At 58.8% G+C, this 15,908-nt stretch carries 16 protein-coding genes and 3 tRNA genes; 18 read left to right on the forward strand and 1 reads right to left on the reverse strand.

The features are described 5' to 3' along the window. Positions 1 to 52: 52 nt before the first annotated feature. The gene (locus OCV66_RS02370; RefSeq protein ID WP_054327019.1) at positions 53 to 361 is read right to left on the reverse strand and encodes a PadR family transcriptional regulator; all 309 of its coding nucleotides are present in this window, start codon (positions 359 to 361) and stop codon (positions 53 to 55) included. Positions 362 to 580: 219 nt separating this feature from the next. Between OCV66_RS02370 and OCV66_RS02375 the strand changes: the two genes are divergently transcribed. The 18 genes from OCV66_RS02375 (at position 581) to OCV66_RS02460 (ending at position 15,893) form a co-directional block, all read left to right on the forward strand. Beyond that, the gene (locus OCV66_RS02375) at positions 581 to 1,651 is read left to right on the forward strand and encodes a D-alanine--D-alanine ligase family protein (RefSeq protein ID WP_054327018.1); all 1,071 of its coding nucleotides are present in this window, start codon (positions 581 to 583) and stop codon (positions 1,649 to 1,651) included. Then, the gene (murI, locus tag OCV66_RS02380) at positions 1,644 to 2,438 is read left to right on the forward strand and encodes a glutamate racemase (RefSeq protein WP_054327017.1); all 795 of its coding nucleotides are present in this window, start codon (positions 1,644 to 1,646) and stop codon (positions 2,436 to 2,438) included. The genes OCV66_RS02375 and murI overlap by 8 nt, the downstream gene beginning before the upstream one ends. Before the next feature lie 52 nt (positions 2,439 to 2,490). After that, the gene (locus OCV66_RS02385) at positions 2,491 to 2,922 is read left to right on the forward strand and encodes a DUF1934 domain-containing protein (RefSeq protein WP_159068162.1); all 432 of its coding nucleotides are present in this window, start codon (positions 2,491 to 2,493) and stop codon (positions 2,920 to 2,922) included. 28 nt (positions 2,923 to 2,950) lie between these two features. Continuing rightward, positions 2,951 to 4,648, forward strand: a complete 1,698-nt coding sequence (gene argS / locus OCV66_RS02390; protein ID WP_147573731.1) for an arginine--tRNA ligase — start codon at positions 2,951 to 2,953, stop codon at positions 4,646 to 4,648. Between the two features lie 45 nt (positions 4,649 to 4,693). Then, positions 4,694 to 6,178 carry a S41 family peptidase gene (locus OCV66_RS02395; RefSeq protein WP_161804717.1) on the forward strand — a complete coding sequence of 495 codons (1,485 nt, stop codon included), beginning with the start codon at positions 4,694 to 4,696 and terminating at the stop codon, positions 6,176 to 6,178. Between the two features lie 31 nt (positions 6,179 to 6,209). After that, on the forward strand, positions 6,210 to 7,250 hold the full coding sequence (locus OCV66_RS02400) for a hypothetical protein (protein WP_054327014.1): 1,041 nt from the start codon (positions 6,210 to 6,212) through the stop codon (positions 7,248 to 7,250). A gap of 75 nt (positions 7,251 to 7,325) precedes the next feature. Then, a complete protein-coding gene (gene prmA, locus OCV66_RS02405) occupies positions 7,326 to 8,288 on the forward strand; it encodes a 50S ribosomal protein L11 methyltransferase (RefSeq protein WP_107631591.1) in 963 nt (320 codons plus the stop codon). Positions 8,289 to 8,354: 66 nt separating this feature from the next. Next, the gene (locus OCV66_RS02410) at positions 8,355 to 9,080 is read left to right on the forward strand and encodes a 16S rRNA (uracil(1498)-N(3))-methyltransferase (protein ID WP_147573732.1); all 726 of its coding nucleotides are present in this window, start codon (positions 8,355 to 8,357) and stop codon (positions 9,078 to 9,080) included. Between the two features lie 25 nt (positions 9,081 to 9,105). After that, positions 9,106 to 9,888, forward strand: a complete 783-nt coding sequence (locus tag OCV66_RS02415) for a hypothetical protein (RefSeq protein ID WP_054327010.1) — start codon at positions 9,106 to 9,108, stop codon at positions 9,886 to 9,888. Positions 9,889 to 9,957: 69 nt separating this feature from the next. Beyond that, positions 9,958 to 10,737, forward strand: a complete 780-nt coding sequence (locus OCV66_RS02420) for a transglutaminase domain-containing protein (protein ID WP_054327009.1) — start codon at positions 9,958 to 9,960, stop codon at positions 10,735 to 10,737. Between the two features lie 91 nt (positions 10,738 to 10,828). Further along, positions 10,829 to 10,905: transfer RNA gene (locus OCV66_RS02425), tRNA-Met, on the forward strand. 8 nt (positions 10,906 to 10,913) lie between these two features. Beyond that, positions 10,914 to 10,988 (forward strand) — tRNA-Glu (locus tag OCV66_RS02430). A 3-nt stretch (positions 10,989 to 10,991) separates the two neighbouring features. Beyond that, positions 10,992 to 11,067, forward strand: a tRNA-Val gene (locus tag OCV66_RS02435). Between the two features lie 81 nt (positions 11,068 to 11,148). Continuing rightward, a complete protein-coding gene (locus OCV66_RS02440; protein ID WP_107631592.1) occupies positions 11,149 to 12,066 on the forward strand; it encodes a magnesium transporter CorA family protein in 918 nt (305 codons plus the stop codon). A 349-nt stretch (positions 12,067 to 12,415) separates the two neighbouring features. Then, positions 12,416 to 13,261: a transporter substrate-binding domain-containing protein gene (locus OCV66_RS02445; protein WP_054327007.1), complete on the forward strand. Its 846-nt coding sequence runs from the start codon at positions 12,416 to 12,418 to the stop codon at positions 13,259 to 13,261. A gap of 28 nt (positions 13,262 to 13,289) precedes the next feature. After that, entirely contained in the window at positions 13,290 to 14,042 is a 753-nt protein-coding gene (locus tag OCV66_RS02450) for an amino acid ABC transporter permease (protein WP_107631593.1), read from the forward strand. A 109-nt stretch (positions 14,043 to 14,151) separates the two neighbouring features. Next, positions 14,152 to 14,943: an amino acid ABC transporter ATP-binding protein gene (locus tag OCV66_RS02455; protein WP_054327056.1), complete on the forward strand. Its 792-nt coding sequence runs from the start codon at positions 14,152 to 14,154 to the stop codon at positions 14,941 to 14,943. 65 nt (positions 14,944 to 15,008) lie between these two features. Continuing rightward, on the forward strand, positions 15,009 to 15,893 hold the full coding sequence (locus OCV66_RS02460; protein ID WP_054327006.1) for a YitT family protein: 885 nt from the start codon (positions 15,009 to 15,011) through the stop codon (positions 15,891 to 15,893). Positions 15,894 to 15,908 lie beyond the last annotated feature (15 nt).

Below are 15,908 nucleotides of genomic sequence, written 5' to 3' on the forward strand. Positions count from 1 at the left end.
GACGGAGAGCGCGCGGCGCAGCGCGGCCATATACTCGCTTCTGTTCATGGGTTTACCCTCCAAAAAAGATCGCGTCGATCCCGTTTCGGTAATTCTGCCAGTCGATCCGGTGCTGCCGGAGCTGGGCGCGGCCGTGGTCGGTGATCTTATAGTAGCGCCGGTTCCGTCCGGCGAAGGCCTCGTCATAGGTCGTCAGGCAACCGTCTTTCTGTAGGCGGCGCAGCACCGGATACAGCGTGGATTCCGATATTTCCAGCACTTTCTGCACATCCTGCGTGATACGGTAGCCGTAGGTGCTCTCCCGCTCGACCACCGCAAGGACGATACCGTCAAGCAGGGAGGAGGCGATGGGATAAGACATGGAAGCCACCTCTTTCTGTGTTTGCAATAATATTATATGATATATAATATGCGCTGTCAACGGGCATCTCAAAAAAAGGTGTGAAGCAAATGTAAATTTTGTAAGAACGATGCGCGGAAACGCATAGTTTTTCATTGTATTTATGCGCTATATGGCGTATAATGTTATCCGTATACGAATGAAAAGAAGTAAAGAGCAAGAAGGGGCGAATTCCATAAAATGAAATTGGCGGTATTGTTCGGCGGTATTTCAAGCGAGCATGAGATATCCTGCCTGTCCGCGGCGTCCATCCTGCGCAATCTGGACAGGACGAAATACGAAATCTACGCGGTCGGCATCACGCGCGACGGGGCATGGCGCTACTGCCCGACTTGCGATGTCGAGCGGATCGAGAACGGCTCGTGGGAGCGCATGGCGGATCTGGTGCCGGCGCTGCTCCCGCCCGACCGCGGCGTGCATGGCCTGGTTCTCCTGCGGGAGGGCGCGGCCGAAACCGTCCGGCTGGACTGCGTATTTCCGGTCCTGCACGGCGCGGGCGGCGAGGACGGCACGGTCCAGGGCCTTCTGGAGCTGGCGGGCATCCCCTATGTGGGCTGTGGCGTCGCGGCAAGCGCGAATTCCATGGATAAATCCATCACCAAGGTGCTGGTGGAGACCGCGGGTGTGCGGCAGGCGAAATACTATCTGGCGCTGCGCCATGACTTTGAGCGGGGCGCCGAGGGCGTGGTCCGCGCAGCGGCCGAACAGCTCGGTTCGTTCCCTGTGTTCGTCAAGCCCTGTTCCCAGGGGTCGTCCGTGGGCGTGGCCAAGGCGAACAACATGCTCGAGCTGGCAGCGGGGCTGACCGAGGCGTTTGCGCTGGACGACAAGGTGCTGGTCGAGGAGTTTATCGACGGGCATGAGGTCGAGTGCGCGGTGCTTGGCAACCGCGAGCCGGTCGCTTCCACGGTCGGCGAGATCGCGCCGACCCAGGAATTTTATACGTTTGACGCAAAATATAAGGATGAAAGCTCCAAGCTGTACATTCCGGCGCATATCACCGAGCGGCAGATCGAAACCGTGCGGCGCAACGCGCTGCGCGTGTATCGGGCGCTGGGCTGCCGCGGCTTGGCCCGCGTGGACTTTTTTGTCACCCATGCGGATGGGGAGGTCGTGTTCAACGAGCTGAATTCCATCCCGGGCTTTACCTCGATCAGCATGTACCCCAAGCTGTTCGATTATGAGGGCGTGCGGTATCCAGAGCTGCTCGACCGGCTGATCTCTTTCGCGTGGGAGGAGCGCCATGGATAACCGGGCCATTGGCGTGTTCGACTCCGGCTTGGGCGGGCTGACCGCGGTGCGCCGCCTGCAGGAGATCATGCCGCAGGAGCGGATCATCTATTTTGGGGACACCGGCCGTGTGCCGTACGGTACGCGCGGCCGCGATATTATCATCAAATACGCGCGGCAGGATGTTGCTTTCCTCCGGCAGTTCGACCTGAAGGCGATCATCGTCGCCTGCAATACGGTTTCTTCGGTTGCGCTCGACCTGCTCGGCGAGGAAAACGATATCCCAATCATCGGCACGGTCGAGCCTGCGTGCCGCCGCGCGCTGCGGGAAACAAAAAACGGGCGCATCGGTGTGATCGGCACGGTGGCGACCGTGCGGTCGGGCGCGTATGAGCGCCGCCTGACCGCGGAGCGTTCCCCGCTCGCGCTGACGGTGTGCGCATGTCCGCTGTTCGTGCCGCTGGTGGAAAACGGTCGTGTGTCGCGCGGCGACATCGTGATCGAAACGGTCGTGCGCGAATACTTAACGCCGCTGCGGGAGGCGGGCGTGGATACGCTGATCCTGGGCTGCACGCATTACCCACTGCTGGCGGATGTGATTGGGGACTTCATGCAAGGAGTGACGCTGATCGACTCCGGCGCGGAAGCGGCGAATGCCGCGCGCACGCAGGTTGAGCAGGGCGCAGGACCGGGGGGCACGCAGTATTTCGTTTCGGACGACCCGCAGGGCTTTACCCAGCTTGCCGGCCTATTTTTGCAGCAGCCGGCCGCAGGGGAGGCGGAGCTTGTCGAGATTTCACGGTACTGACCGGATAGTTCAGCGCCGGCGGTGCGCCGCCGGACGGAAAATGGGGAATGATATGAAGAAGGACGTTTGGCTGTCGATCTGCTCCACGCAGCAGTTTGCGGACTGCGAGGAGGAACAGATCGACCTGGTCACGGCGGCCACGCTGTATGAGCGCGGCGGCAAATATTACATCGCCTATGAGGAGAGCGAGCTGACCGGACTGGAAGGGACGCGGACCACCGTCAAGCTGGATGGAAAGACGGTTTCGCTCATCCGGACGGGGACCTACCCCTCTCATATGCTGTTCTCCGAGGATGAGCGGCATATCGGGCTGTATCAGACACCGGTCGGTACGGAAATGGCGATTGCGACGCATACCTCCCACATCCGCAACACGGTGGGTGAAAACGGCGGCGAGCTGGTGATTGATTATACGATAGAGGTGGATCATTCGGTCATGGGGGAGCATCATTTTGAAATGATCGTTTCCACAACGCCGGCATAAGGACGAAAAAGTAACGGAGAGTGAATAAATGAACGCATATGAATTTGCACGCGCCGAGGCGACGCGGGTCGTCGAGGCGGCTTACCACAAGGCGGTCGCCGCAGGCGTTTTGCCGGAAGGCGACATCCCGCCCGTTGCGGTGGAAACGCCCAAGGACGCCGCGAACGGCGACTGGGCTTCCACGTTCGCCATGCAGTGCGCTAAGCCGCTGCGCACGGCGCCGCGCAAGATCGCGGAGGCGATTGTGGAAAACCTCGACCTGGCGGACAGCTGCTTTGATACGGTGGAGATCGCCGGCCCGGGCTTCATGAATTTTACGCTGAACCAGGGTTGGTATGAAAAGGCGGTCAAAAACGTGTTCGAGATGGGCGCGGACTACGGCCGCACCCAGACCCCTGCGCCGGAAAAGGTGATGGTGGAGTTCGTATCCGCCAACCCCACCGGCCCGATGCACATGGGCAACGCGCGCGGCGGCGTGCTGGGCGACTGCCTGGCCGCTGTGCTGGACTGGTCGGGCAACACCGTGACCCGCGAGTTCTACATCAACGACGCGGGCAACCAGGTGGATAAGTTTGCCCACTCGGTCGAGGGCCGCTACATCCAAGAGGTGCGCGGCGAGGACGCGATCGAATTCGACCCGTCCTGGTACCAGGGTGACGATATCAAAGCGCTCGCGCACGACCTGGTCGGGCAGTACGGCGACAGCCTGCTGGACAAGACTCCCGAGGAGCGCTTCGCCATCATCGAGGGCTACGGCCTGCCCACCAACATTGCGCGCATGGAGCGCGACCTGGGCCGCTATAAGATCAATTACGACGTATGGTTCCGCGAGAGCGAGCTGCATGAGAGCGGCTACGTCAAGGAAACCATAGATATACTGACCGAGAAGGGTGCGACCTACGAAACCACGGACGGCGCGCTTTGGCTGCGCTCGACCGACTTCGGCTGCGATAAGGACGACGTGCTGCGCCGTGCGAACGGGTTTTACACCTATTTCGCGGCGGATATCGCCTACCACCGCAACAAGTTTGAAAAGCGCGGCTTCGACCGCGTCATCAATATCTGGGGCGCGGATCACCACGGCCACGTCAAGCGTCTGCAGTGTGCGCTGGACGCGCTCGGTCTGGACGGCTCGCACCGCCTGGAGATCGTGCTCATGCAGCTCGTGCGCATGATGCAGGGCGGCGAGGTCGTGCGCATGTCGAAGCGCACGGGCAAAAGCCTGACCCTGACCGACCTGCTCGATGAGATTCCTGTGGACGCGGCGCGGTTCTTCTTCAATTCCCGCGCGGCCGAAACCCAGATGGAGTTCGACCTGGACCTTGCGGTCAAGCAGGATTCGGACAACCCGCTGTATTATGTGCAGTACGCGCACGCGCGCATCTGCTCGGTCATCAAAAACTGCGTGGAGGGCGGCGTACCCATGCCGGATACGGCGGCCGTCGATCTGTCCGTACTGACCGGCGCGGACGAGCGCCAGCTCGTCAAGGCGATCGCGCTGCTGCCCGAGGAGATCGCGCAGGCGGCGCAGAGCCGCGACCCCTCGCGCCTGAACAAGTACGCGGTGGCGCTCGCGCAGCAGTTCCACCACTTCTATAATGCGTGCCGCATCAAGTGCGAGGATGAAAAGCTGTGCGCGGCGCGCCTGGCGCTGTGCCTGGCGGCGCGGCAGGCGATTGCGAACACGCTCGGCCTGATCGGCGTGGAAGCGCCCGAAACGATGTGACCCGACTGCCGCATGCGCGCGCAGGACACGGAAATGGAGAAGCAAATGAAAAAATTCGTAAAAAGGCTGGTGTCGCTCGCCCTGGCGGGCGCGCTGCTGGTCGTGCCGGCGGGTGCGGTGACGCAGGATGGGGAAAGCGAGACCTGGTTTGACGGGGTGTGGGCGCTGATCGACGCGTTCGGCCTGAAGGCGGAGAACGACCCCTATATTCTGCAAAATTATATCAATAAATACTTGGAAGAGCATCCAGAGGAGCTGTACCATGTCGTCAACGATATTCTGTCCCTGCTGGATACCCATTCCATGTACCTGTCGAGCGAGGAGTACACGCAGGGCTTTTCGACTCTGGAGGGCTTTATCGGCATCGGCGTGGGCCTGCAGGAGACTGCGGGCGGCGTGCAGATCGGCGAGGTGCTGCGGTATTCCGCGGCTGAGGAGGCCGGCCTGGAGATCGGCGACCTGATTGTCCGGATCGACGGGGAGGACGCGTCCGGCCTGACCAGCGCCGAGGCGGCCGAGCGGCTGCGCGGCGAGGAGGGTACGCGCGTTTCGCTCACCGTGCGCCGTCAGGGACGCGAGATCGAGGTCGACTGCGTGCGCCGTCAGGTCAACCAGGTTTATGTTTCGAGCAAAACCATGGCCGACGGCGTGGAATACATCAAGGTCAGCGCGATCGGGTCGCAAAACGACTGGGCCGCCTTCTCCGAGATCTGGGAGGGGCTGGATGAGAAAAACACCCGCGCGGTCATCCTCGACCTGCGCGGCAACGGCGGCGGCGTGATCGATATCGCGCTCAGGATGGCCGATGCCATGACGCAGGAGGCGGAGGTCTATCTGGCGGGCGTGCGCTGGCGCAGCGATATGGGCGGTCTGGAACAGACGTTCTCCACGGGCGGCGGTCTGCCGCTCAACCAGATTATCGTGCTGGTGGACGGCGGCACGGCCTCGGCGGCCGAGTTGCTCGCGGGCAGCCTGCAGGACACCGGTGCCGCGCTCCTGATCGGGGAAAAGACCTACGGCAAGGGGCAGGGGCAGTACCATTTCCCGCTGGTCAACGGCGACAAGCTGGTGATCACCACGCTTGAGCTTGAGTTGCCAAAGCAGGGCTGCTACGAGGGCGTCGGCCTGACGCCGGATATCCAGATCGGCAACCGAGAGGTTACGGTCAACGGCGCCGGCCTGTCCCCGCTGGACACCACCAGGACCCTGCGCTTCGGCGACCAGTCGGACGATGTGTACGCCATGACCGAACGCCTCGCACTGCTCGGGCTGATCGACGAGGCGACCAGCACCTTTGACGGGGACGTGCTGGACGCGGTGGCCGCGTTTTGCGAGAGCTATGAACTGGCGCCCGACCTGTATGCCTCGCCTGAGCTGCTGCAGGCGCTGGACGGGGCGATGCAGACGCTGGATGGGCAGACCTTTGTGCTGGACCAGCAGCTGCAGACCGCTTTGGAGCTGTGCAAGCTGGCGGCGGAAGAGCCGCAACAATATACCGCGCTGCCCGACGGCAGCTGGAAGAAAAACTGAGTTACCGTCTTTCTTGGGAGGAAGATAGATTTTGGACATTCCTTTGTGCCAGAACAGCCATAAACCGCAGCTCATGCTGACAGGACCGGAGGCGCTGCCGCTTTACCGGTCGCGTCCGGAATGCTTCGCCGGCGCGCTCGCGCCCGATGGGACGACCTGTGCGAAGTGGGCGGAGGCGCTCGACGGCCTGCCGGTCGGGCTGCCGCTCGATTGCCCGCCCGTGCCGGACAGGGAAACGTGTGAGCGCCCGCTCACGATGCGCTACATCAGCCTGTGCAAGCAGGCGTTCCGGCCTTTGCTGCATGACGGCGCCGCGTTTTATTACCTGCGGGGGGCGCAGACGTTCGCTGCTCTGCGCGCGGCCGTGCTGGCGCTGGGCGACCTGACCGGCCGCACGGTGATTGCCGAGCTGCTGATCGAGGACGACGAAGGGCATATGGTGGATGGCACGGACGTACGCGCGGCGGTCGGCGTGCTGCAGCGCATCGGTGTGACCACTGTTATCCTGACCGCGCACGAGCCGGAATCCATCACGGAGGCGCTGGATATGGCCGCACCGTATGCGCGGCTCTCGCTTGGCGTATCCGTACATTCTGCATGGCTGCGCGCCCAGACCACGCTGTACAATACGGAGGTATTCCTGCCGGTCGAGCATGACGACGAGGCGCGTCTGTTGCAGGCGATCGACGCGCATACCGGCGGGCGGTTGGTGCCGCGCGACCACGATGACTTCATCTTGGCGCCGGATGGCACGAACGTACACTTTATCGACCCGACGATCGATATTTCGGATGAGATCGAATGCGGGCCGCGCCTGGAGGAAGCGCTGCTGGACGCGGAAGAGGACGCGGGCGCGTTCAAGCTGGTGCTGGAATGCGAGGATGATGTGATCGCGCTGGAGAAGTATCAGTATATGATCGCGCGGCCGCTTTGCCTGTGCGCGGAATCCGCGGACCTGCTCGAGCAGGGGCTGCGCGTATACGCAGGGCTGGCCCTGTACGACGGCACCTGGGAGCAGCCGGAGGACGTCCTGCATTATCTGGAACAGAAGTACGGCCTGATACGGCTATAAGGGGCAAAAGCCCGCTGTATCTGCGCCGCGCGTTTCATGCGCGGCATACGGAGAAAAATGACAGGGAGGCTTTGGATGGACTGGAAAGAAGTCACAATCTATACCACAACGGCCGGTATCGGGCCGGTGGAAGCGCTCTTGGAGGAGCATGGCGTGGAAGGCTATGTGCTGGAGGACGCTGCGGATTTTGAGGAATTTTTGAAGGATACCGAGATATACTGGGATTATGTAGACGAGGATCTGGTGCGCGAAAAGCGCGCGCAGGAGACCTGCCTGAAAATATACCTGCCGGACAGCGGCGAGGGCGCGAAGCAGTACGCCGGCATCCGCGCATCGCTCGAAAGCCTGAAGGCGCGGGATGAAGCGCACGCCTGGGGCCGCCTGTGTACGGAAACCGCGCTGACCCGTCAGGAGGACTGGGAATGGGGCTGGAAGCAGTATTTCAAGCCCTTTCCGGTCGGCGGGAGCTTTCTCATCAAGCCCTCGTGGGAGAGGGTGGACGACGCGCAGGGGCGCCGTATTCTGGAAATCGATCCGGCTTCGAGCTTCGGCACGGGCAGCCATGACACGACCCAGCTCTGCATGGCCGCGCTGGAGCGGTACGTCAGGCCCGGGGACGCGCTGCTCGATATGGGGACCGGCTCGGGCATTCTGGCCATCGCGGCCGCGATGCTGGGCGCGGATGTGCGGACGGTGGTCGATATTGATGAAAACTGCCTGAAAACCGCGCGGGAGAACGCGGAAAAGAACCATGTCTCAATCGGCCGCGGCCTCTGCGGCGACGCACTGCGCGACGCGGGTCTTGCGGAGGAGATCGGCGCGGGCTACCGGATTATCGTGGCGAATATCGTGGCGGACGTGATCATCGGCATGGCGCCGATGTTTGCGGGCAAGCTCGCGGCGGGCGGCGTGCTGATCTGCTCGGGTATCCTGAACGAACGCGCGTCCGAAGTGGCCGCGGCGCTGGAACAAACCGGCTTTGTGATTTTATCGCGGGAGGAAAGCAAGGATTGGAGCGCTTTTGCCGCGAAAAAATGATTCACGGAATGTTCACTTGCCAAACGGCGGTTTTTTTGTTAGAATAGGAAAGGTTATTTGATTACCATGCCAAGATTCTTTGTTGACCGGCAGCCGGAAAACGGCCTGCTGGTTCTGCGGGGCGAGGATGCGCACCACGCGGGGCGCGTGCTGCGGCTGCGGCAGGGCGAGGCGCTCACGCTATGCGACGGCGAAGGGATAGACTATGACTGCACGGTGGAGCAGATCGAAAAAGACGCGGTTCTGTGCCGTGTGCGGGACCGCCATCCGGCGGCGACCGAGCCAGGGCAGCGGCTGACGCTGTTTATGGCGCTGCCCAAGGGCGATAAAATGGAATTTATCGTGCAGAAGGCGGTCGAGCTGGGTGTGAGCGAGATCGTACCCTACCTTTCACAGAACTGTGTCTCGCGGCCGGACAAGACCGAAAAAAAGGTGGAGCGCTGGCAGAAGATCGCCACGGAGGCCGCCAAGCAGTGCGGAAGAGGACGGCTGCCCCGCGTGCGCGCGGTGGTAACAGTGGAGCAGGCGGTCGCACAGGCGGCGGAGAGCGAGACTGCGCTGTTCTTTTATGAAAATGAGAAAAAGACCGGCCTGCGGGACGCGCTCGCGGACGGTGTTGGCAGGACCGTATCGCTGATGATCGGACCGGAGGGGGGCTTCACCTTGGAAGAGGCCGAGGCCGCCGTCAGGGCGGGGCTGAGAAGCGTATCGCTCGGCACGCGAATCCTGCGGTGTGAAACCGCGCCGGTTGCGGCGCTGGCCGCCGTTTTATATGCGGGCGGCAATATGTGAGTACAAAAAAGAGGGAGTGTAAGCATTGGCCAAAAGCAATGTGGGCAAAAAGCCAATCAGTGAGGAAGAATACACAACAAATAAGGTGTTAACCGTGTTCAGCATCTGCCTGCTCGGCGTTCTGGTGCTGATGGTGCTGCAGCGCCTGCTCAATTACGGAAGTACGGTCATGGCAGGGTTCCTGATGATCAAGATCCTGCTGGGAATCGGCATCGTTGGGGCGCTGTGGGGCATCTGGCTGCTGGCACGCGAGCTTTCAGGCAAACGCTCCGGTGCACGCCGGCTGATTTGCGGGCGCAATGTGCTGATTGTGAGCATTGTGATCATCCTTTCCATGTCGGTCATCAACTATCTGGGCATCCAGCCGATCAAGGTGCTTTATGTGGTGCTTCCGGTGCTGGCGGTATATTATCTGGTATATCATTCCTACGCGCCGGAATTTTTCCTGATCGCGGTGGATTCGGGCGTCGCGCTTGGACTGATGTGGGTGGTACACCGTGCGCTCGCTTCGTCCAATTTTGGTTCGCTGGCCTATGTGGCGCTCGGCGCTATGGCCGTGCTGACGGTGATCCAGTTGATCTGCGTCTGGTCGCTGCACGGGAAAAAGGGCAAATTCAAGTTCCGCGGCGAGACGGTTGATTCGCAGTTCAGCCGCAATGCGTACACTATGCTCACGGTGACTCCACTGCTGATGACCGTTTTGGTGGCGGTTACCTTGTTCGTTCCCGCCTGCATGCTGGTTGCGCTGGGCGTGGGCGCGGCATATCTGTTCATTACAGCGGTATACTATACCGTTAAGCTGATGTGATTTTATATCCGGAATAAATTGCGGACGGCTGGGCCGTCCGCTTTGTTTTCTGGAAAGGGGGCGCGCAAATTGACACGTTTCGGTAAGCTGCTGGCAGGCGCTGCGCTGTTTTGCGGTATCGCAGGCACGCTGCTGTATCCGCGGCTTTCCGCGCCGCGGGTGCAGAGCCCGTTCGAGGCAGCGGCGCTGCTGGAGCAGGCGGTCAGGGACGGCGGAGAGAGCGTGACGTTCCGCACGGAGGAGATCGACCTGGATGCGGTGTACAGTGCGCTGGAGGCGCGGTATCCCTATGCGTTTGCGCTGCACGCGACCACGCGTCCTAACCAGACGATCGAACTGCGGGTTGAGCTTTCGCGCCCCGCACGGCAGGAGCAGGCCTGGTCGTACGCAAGGGCGCTGGCGGCGGAAACGGTGGACAGCGGCATGTCTGAGGAGCAGAAGCTGCGCGCCCTGCACGACGCCCTGGTTCGGTTATGTCAATATGATACGGATACAGCGGGTAAAGCGGCGCCTGACGGCGCGGCAGCGCCTTTTGCAGCGGACGGTGCATTACTCGACCATAAGGCTGTATGTGCGGGCTATGGCCGCGCATACGGTATGCTGTGCGAAGCCGCTGGGCTACGTGCGGTCTATATCGCCTCGGAGGAGATGAATCATGGATGGAATGCGGTCCGGCTGGACGGGGAAACCTATTATATTGACTGCACCTTTGATGATCCTGTGCCGGATCGGGGAGAATATGTGTCCGATCAGTATTTCCTGCTGACGGCAGAGGAGCTTTCCAACACACACCAATGGGACAGGACGTTTTATGAGCAGGTGTTGGATGGTCTGGAAAAAGAAAGTTGAGGAAAAAAGCAAAAAACACTTGACAATACGACATATTTGCAATATAATATTTATCGTCGCCAACGAACGGGCGACGCAGGGAAAAGCATATGGCGGTATAGCTTAGTTGGCTAGAGCGTTCGGTTCATACCCGAAAGGTCATTGGTTCAAGTCCAATTACCGCTACCATTTCCCTTGGCCCGTTGGTCAAGCGGTTAAGACACCGCCCTTTCACGGCGGTAACGCGGGTTCGAGTCCCGCACGGGTCACCATATGGAAGTTTAGCTCAGCTGGGAGAGCATCTGCCTTACAAGCAGAGGGTCAGCGGTTCGATCCCGTTAACTTCCACCACTATAAAACCTGAGCCGTATGGCTCAGGTTTTTTTGTTTCAGGTAGGCCCATGGAAATAAGACAGCAGAGGAGGGGATGGGATGTCCTGCTATTACCGGATGGAAGAGAGGGTGCGCCTTTTGGGAAAGGAGCCGCCTGAGGTTTGGGAGAATATACTGGCCGTCATCCCGCACGAGGAGCTGTCTGTCGCGCCGCTGCCAATGGGGCTGCGCCCCCCGCCGCATATTATGCGCGGCAAGGAACAGCGGTACTGCCGTATTACTTTTGAAGCAGGCCAGGTTGCCGGCTTCTTCCATGTGCCGGCGCACACCAGACAGGCTACGCATAACTGTGCGTTCACTTGGTGCGGCAGCAATGTGTTGCTGGTCGCCTATGATGATTTTGTGCAGGTGTGCCTGCACAGGGTAGGCCAGTTGAGCGCACACAAAAACGCTGGCTCCGCAGATTTTATTGTAGATTTCCTGTCTGTTCTGATACAGGACGAGCTTCCCCATATTCAGCGGCTGGAAGAGAGCCTTTCCAGTCTGGAGCAGGATGTGCTTCAGGGGAAAGTCAGCCGTTTCATCCACCAAATGAGCGCTCTGCGGCAGGAGCTTAACCGCTTCAACCGTTACTATGCACAGCTCAACGATATGGCGGATTCGGTTTTGGAGAATGTGCCGGAATGGTTTGACTCAACCAGCCTGCAGCGCTTGGGATATTTTGCGCGCAGGGTGGACAGCCTGCGGGATGAAACGCAGATGCTGCGCGAGTATGCCAGCCAGATCAGTACGGAATATCAGGCGCAGATCGATATTGCACAGAACCGGATTATGAAAACGCTGACGATCGTCACAACGGTTTTCCTTCCTTTATCACTGATTGCAGGGTGGTATGGGATGAATTTTGCCTATATGCCGGAGCTGCACTGGACATTTGGCTATCCGGCTGTAATTCTGTTGAGCGCGGTGGTTGTTTGTATCTGTCTGTATTTTTTTAAACGTCGTCATTTTTGGTAAATCAATGGAAATGAAAAGCAGCAGACCGGTTTGCGGTCTGCTGCTTTTTTGACAGAAAGGTGTTTTAAGCGATGCGTCTGCCGTGTTGGCGGCTGTCCACAAAACAAAGCCGGAAGGTACATATGAAACCGTGTAAGTCTATTGTCAAGGAAAAATATAGAGGGATTTTGCGGTGCTGGGAGTTGGAGGCGCGCAGCGGCATTAAAACGGAATGAAAATTAAAGCTGCGCTGTTAATGCGGGATTAAGTTATGCAAACAATGGTTGCAATTTCAAAATCGCGGCTTAAAATATAGGTATTCGTAGAGGCGGACGCCTGTATGAAATAAATAACGAGAGAAGAATGACTTATGATAAGAAAAAAGCTTGTAGCCACGTTCCTTACCGCAACGCTGTGTACCAGTCTGCTGGCCGGCTGCGGCGGGGGCAACGAAGCCTCGGACACAGCGGACAGCAGTGTACTCCGCGTAGGGTTTGAGGGTATGACCGTGCCGACAAACTGGACGCAGGATACGGATGCGCACGGCGCGATCCAGATAACGGGGACGGAGCAGTACCTGTGCGGCTTTGAGGTGGACCTTATGAAACGTGTCTGCGAGGAAGCTGGCCTGACGCTGGAGCCGTATAAATATGAATGGGATGGCCTGATGATGGCGGTGCAGTCCAACAAGGTGGACTGCGCGATCTCCATGATTACCCCGACGGAAGAGCGCCGCGCACAAATGGATTTCACAGAGCCATATTATTCGCCTGATCTGGTGATGGTCGTTAAAAAAGACAGCCCGTATGCTTCGGCAAAGTCGCTCGACGAACTGTCCGGCATCAAGGCGACGTCGATGCTCAATACCTTGTGGTATGATGTAATTGACCAGATTCCCAGTGCCTCCAAGGAGGCGGCCATGGAGAGCGTGCCGGTGCTGGTGGTTGCGGTCAACGCGGGTACGGTGGACGGGATACTGCTCGACCGTCCGACTGCGGAGGGTACGCTGATCTCCAATCCGGAATTAGCAATTGTCGAGCTGGACGAGGAGAGCGGGTTTGAGGTGCCGGCTGAGCAGCTCGATGTCGCGATCGCCGTAACCAAGGGTAATGAAGAACTGGTCGGTAAACTGAATGACGCGCTGGAAAAGATCACCGATGAGGAGAAAAACAAGATGATGGACGCGGCCTGTCAGAACCAGCCGCTGAACCAGTGACCAAACGGAAAGGCGGCTTTTACTTACCATGGACATAGGTAGTATGGACTTCTTTGAAAGGGTTCTGTATTTTATCCAGAATTATGGATCTTCGTTTTTGGAGGGCGCGGAAATTGCCGCGTTTCTCGCGGTAGCGGGAACGGCGCTCGGTTGCCTGATTGGCTTTCTGGCCGGCGCGGTTTCCGCTCTTGAAATCGAACCGGATGATAGTACTCTGCGCAAAGCAGTGCTGCGCGTCGCGCGCGCAGTGATTGCGTTTTACGTCTGGCTGTTTCGCGGTACGCCGATGATGGTGCAGGCCATGGTTATTTTTTACGGCTCAGCCTATTTCGGCGCGGATATGGACCCTGTCACCTGCGGCCTGTTTATCGTTTCGATCAATACAGGCGCTTACATGGCTGAGACGGTGCGCGGTGGCATTCAGTCGATTGATCCGGGGCAGAACGAGGGCGCGGAAGCCATTGGCATGACGCGCGGTCAGACGATGCGTCTGGTCATCCTGCCGCAGGCATTCCGCAATGTGGTGCCGCAGATTGGAAACTACCTGATCAGTAATGTCAAGGACACCTCGGTGCTGAGTGTAATCACGGTCGGTGAGCTGTTTTATGTGGGCCGATCGGTTGCCGGACAGTTTTTTACCTATTTTGAAGTGTTTACCGTGATCTGTATGATCTATCTGGTGCTGACAACGGTAACGACTGCGCTGGTGCGCTTGGTGGAGAAACGCCTGGCGGGTCCCAAAGATTATGTTCTGGAAGAAGCGGAGGAGACGCCGGCATGACAGGTGCTGTCCGCGGCTATGATCCGTATGAAAGATTTAAGTTGAAACGAGAAAAGGAGCTGCATGAAACATGGAGGTTACCCGAACTATGCCCTTGAACCGCCATACGATGGCACTGTCTGCAAAGAGTGTGGATGCCGTGAAAGGGCGTGCCGGCGTAAAGACGGATACTGTCCTGCGTATCGAACATTTGAGCAAGAATTTCGGTTCGCATATCGTATTGCGGGACATTGATTTTTCGGTTCGTTCGGGAGAGGTCGTCTGCATCATCGGCGCTTCCGGATCGGGGAAGTCAACGATGCTGCGCTGTATCAACCATTTGGAAACACCAACGTCCGGCGAGATTACCTATGAGGGGAAAGCGGTCGGCGGCGTGCATTTTGACCTGTCGCAATATCGCGCCAAGGTCGGCATGGTGTTCCAGTCGTTTAACCTGTTCAACAATATGACGGTTTTGCAGAACTGCATGGCGGGACCGGTGCATGTGCTGCACAAAAAGAAAGCGGAGGCGAAACAGGACGCTCTGTTTTACCTGAAAAAGGTAGGTATGGCACCGTATATCAACGCGCGCCCCTCACAGCTTTCGGGCGGCCAGAAGCAGCGCGTTGCGATCGCCCGTGCGCTGGCCATGCACCCGAAAATGCTGCTGTTCGATGAACCGACGAGCGCGCTCGACCCGCAGATGGTGGGCGAGGTGCTGGCGGTCATGCGTCAGCTTGCAAAAGAGGGCATGACCATGGTTGTGGTTACGCATGAGATGCAATTTGCGCGCGAGGTTTCCAACCGGACCGTATTTATGTGCGATGGCGTGATCGCGGAAAGCGGCACGCCGGAGCAGATCTTCGAGCATCCGCAGAACCCGAAAACACAGCAGTTCCTCAGCCGCTTCCAGGCAAGCTGAGGCTGGAAGGCGCGGCACGGAAAGGGCCGCGCCTTGCTTTGCGCAGACAGAAAGGAGAGATAAAAATGGAGCTTCGGACCCGTCTGGCAGAATATATGTCCTTGCGCTCTCTGGGACTGATTTTTGCAGGTACGTTTTTATTTTCGTTTGGCATGAACGTATTTATCACCCCGTTGGGACTGTTCAGCGGCGGTTTTCTGGGCATTGCACAGCTGGTGCGGGCATTTCTGGTTAATGTGCTGGGGCTCAGCCTTGGAAGCGCGGATATAGCGGGCATCCTGTATTTCTTGATGAGCGTCCCGCTGCTGATACTGGCGTACAGCCAGCTGGGAAGGCCGTTTTTTATCAAAACGCTGGTCTGTACCGGACTGTACAGCTTTTTCCTGACCGTGATCACGGGGCCAGAGCAGCCGATTTTTTCGGATACGCTGACCTCCTGTATCGTTGGAGGGCTGGTTGCGGGCGTTGGCGCAGGGCTTACGCTGGTTTCGGGCGGCTGCGGCGGTGGGGAGGAAATATTGTGCGTGTATCTGGCGCAGAAAAACCCGTCATTCAGCGTGGGACGTGTATGTATCCTGATTAACGTGCTCGTATTCGGCTGCTGCGCGGTATTCTTCAATCTGCCTGCGGCGATCTATTCGGTTATCTATTCCGTGACCGCCAACCTGACGCTTGACAGGGTGCATTTCCAGCGTATTACGATGGATGTCATGATTATCACCAAGCTGGATAATATGGAACAGCTGGTATTTGATACGGTGCAGCGCGGTGTGACAAGGCTGCATGGAGAGGGCGGCTATACTCGGGAATCGACCAATGTGCTGCTGACGGTAGTATCCAAGGACGAGGCATTTGCACTTAAACGTGCGGTGCGCAAACGCGATCCGGATGCTTTCATCATTGTACATGATGATATCGGCGTTGCAGGGAATTTCGAGATGCGTCTGTAAACAATCAAACAGGAG

It is taken from the genome of Agathobaculum ammoniilyticum (assembly GCF_025567315.1).
In the GTDB taxonomy this organism is placed as follows: domain Bacteria; phylum Bacillota; class Clostridia; order Oscillospirales; family Butyricicoccaceae; genus Agathobaculum; species Agathobaculum ammoniilyticum.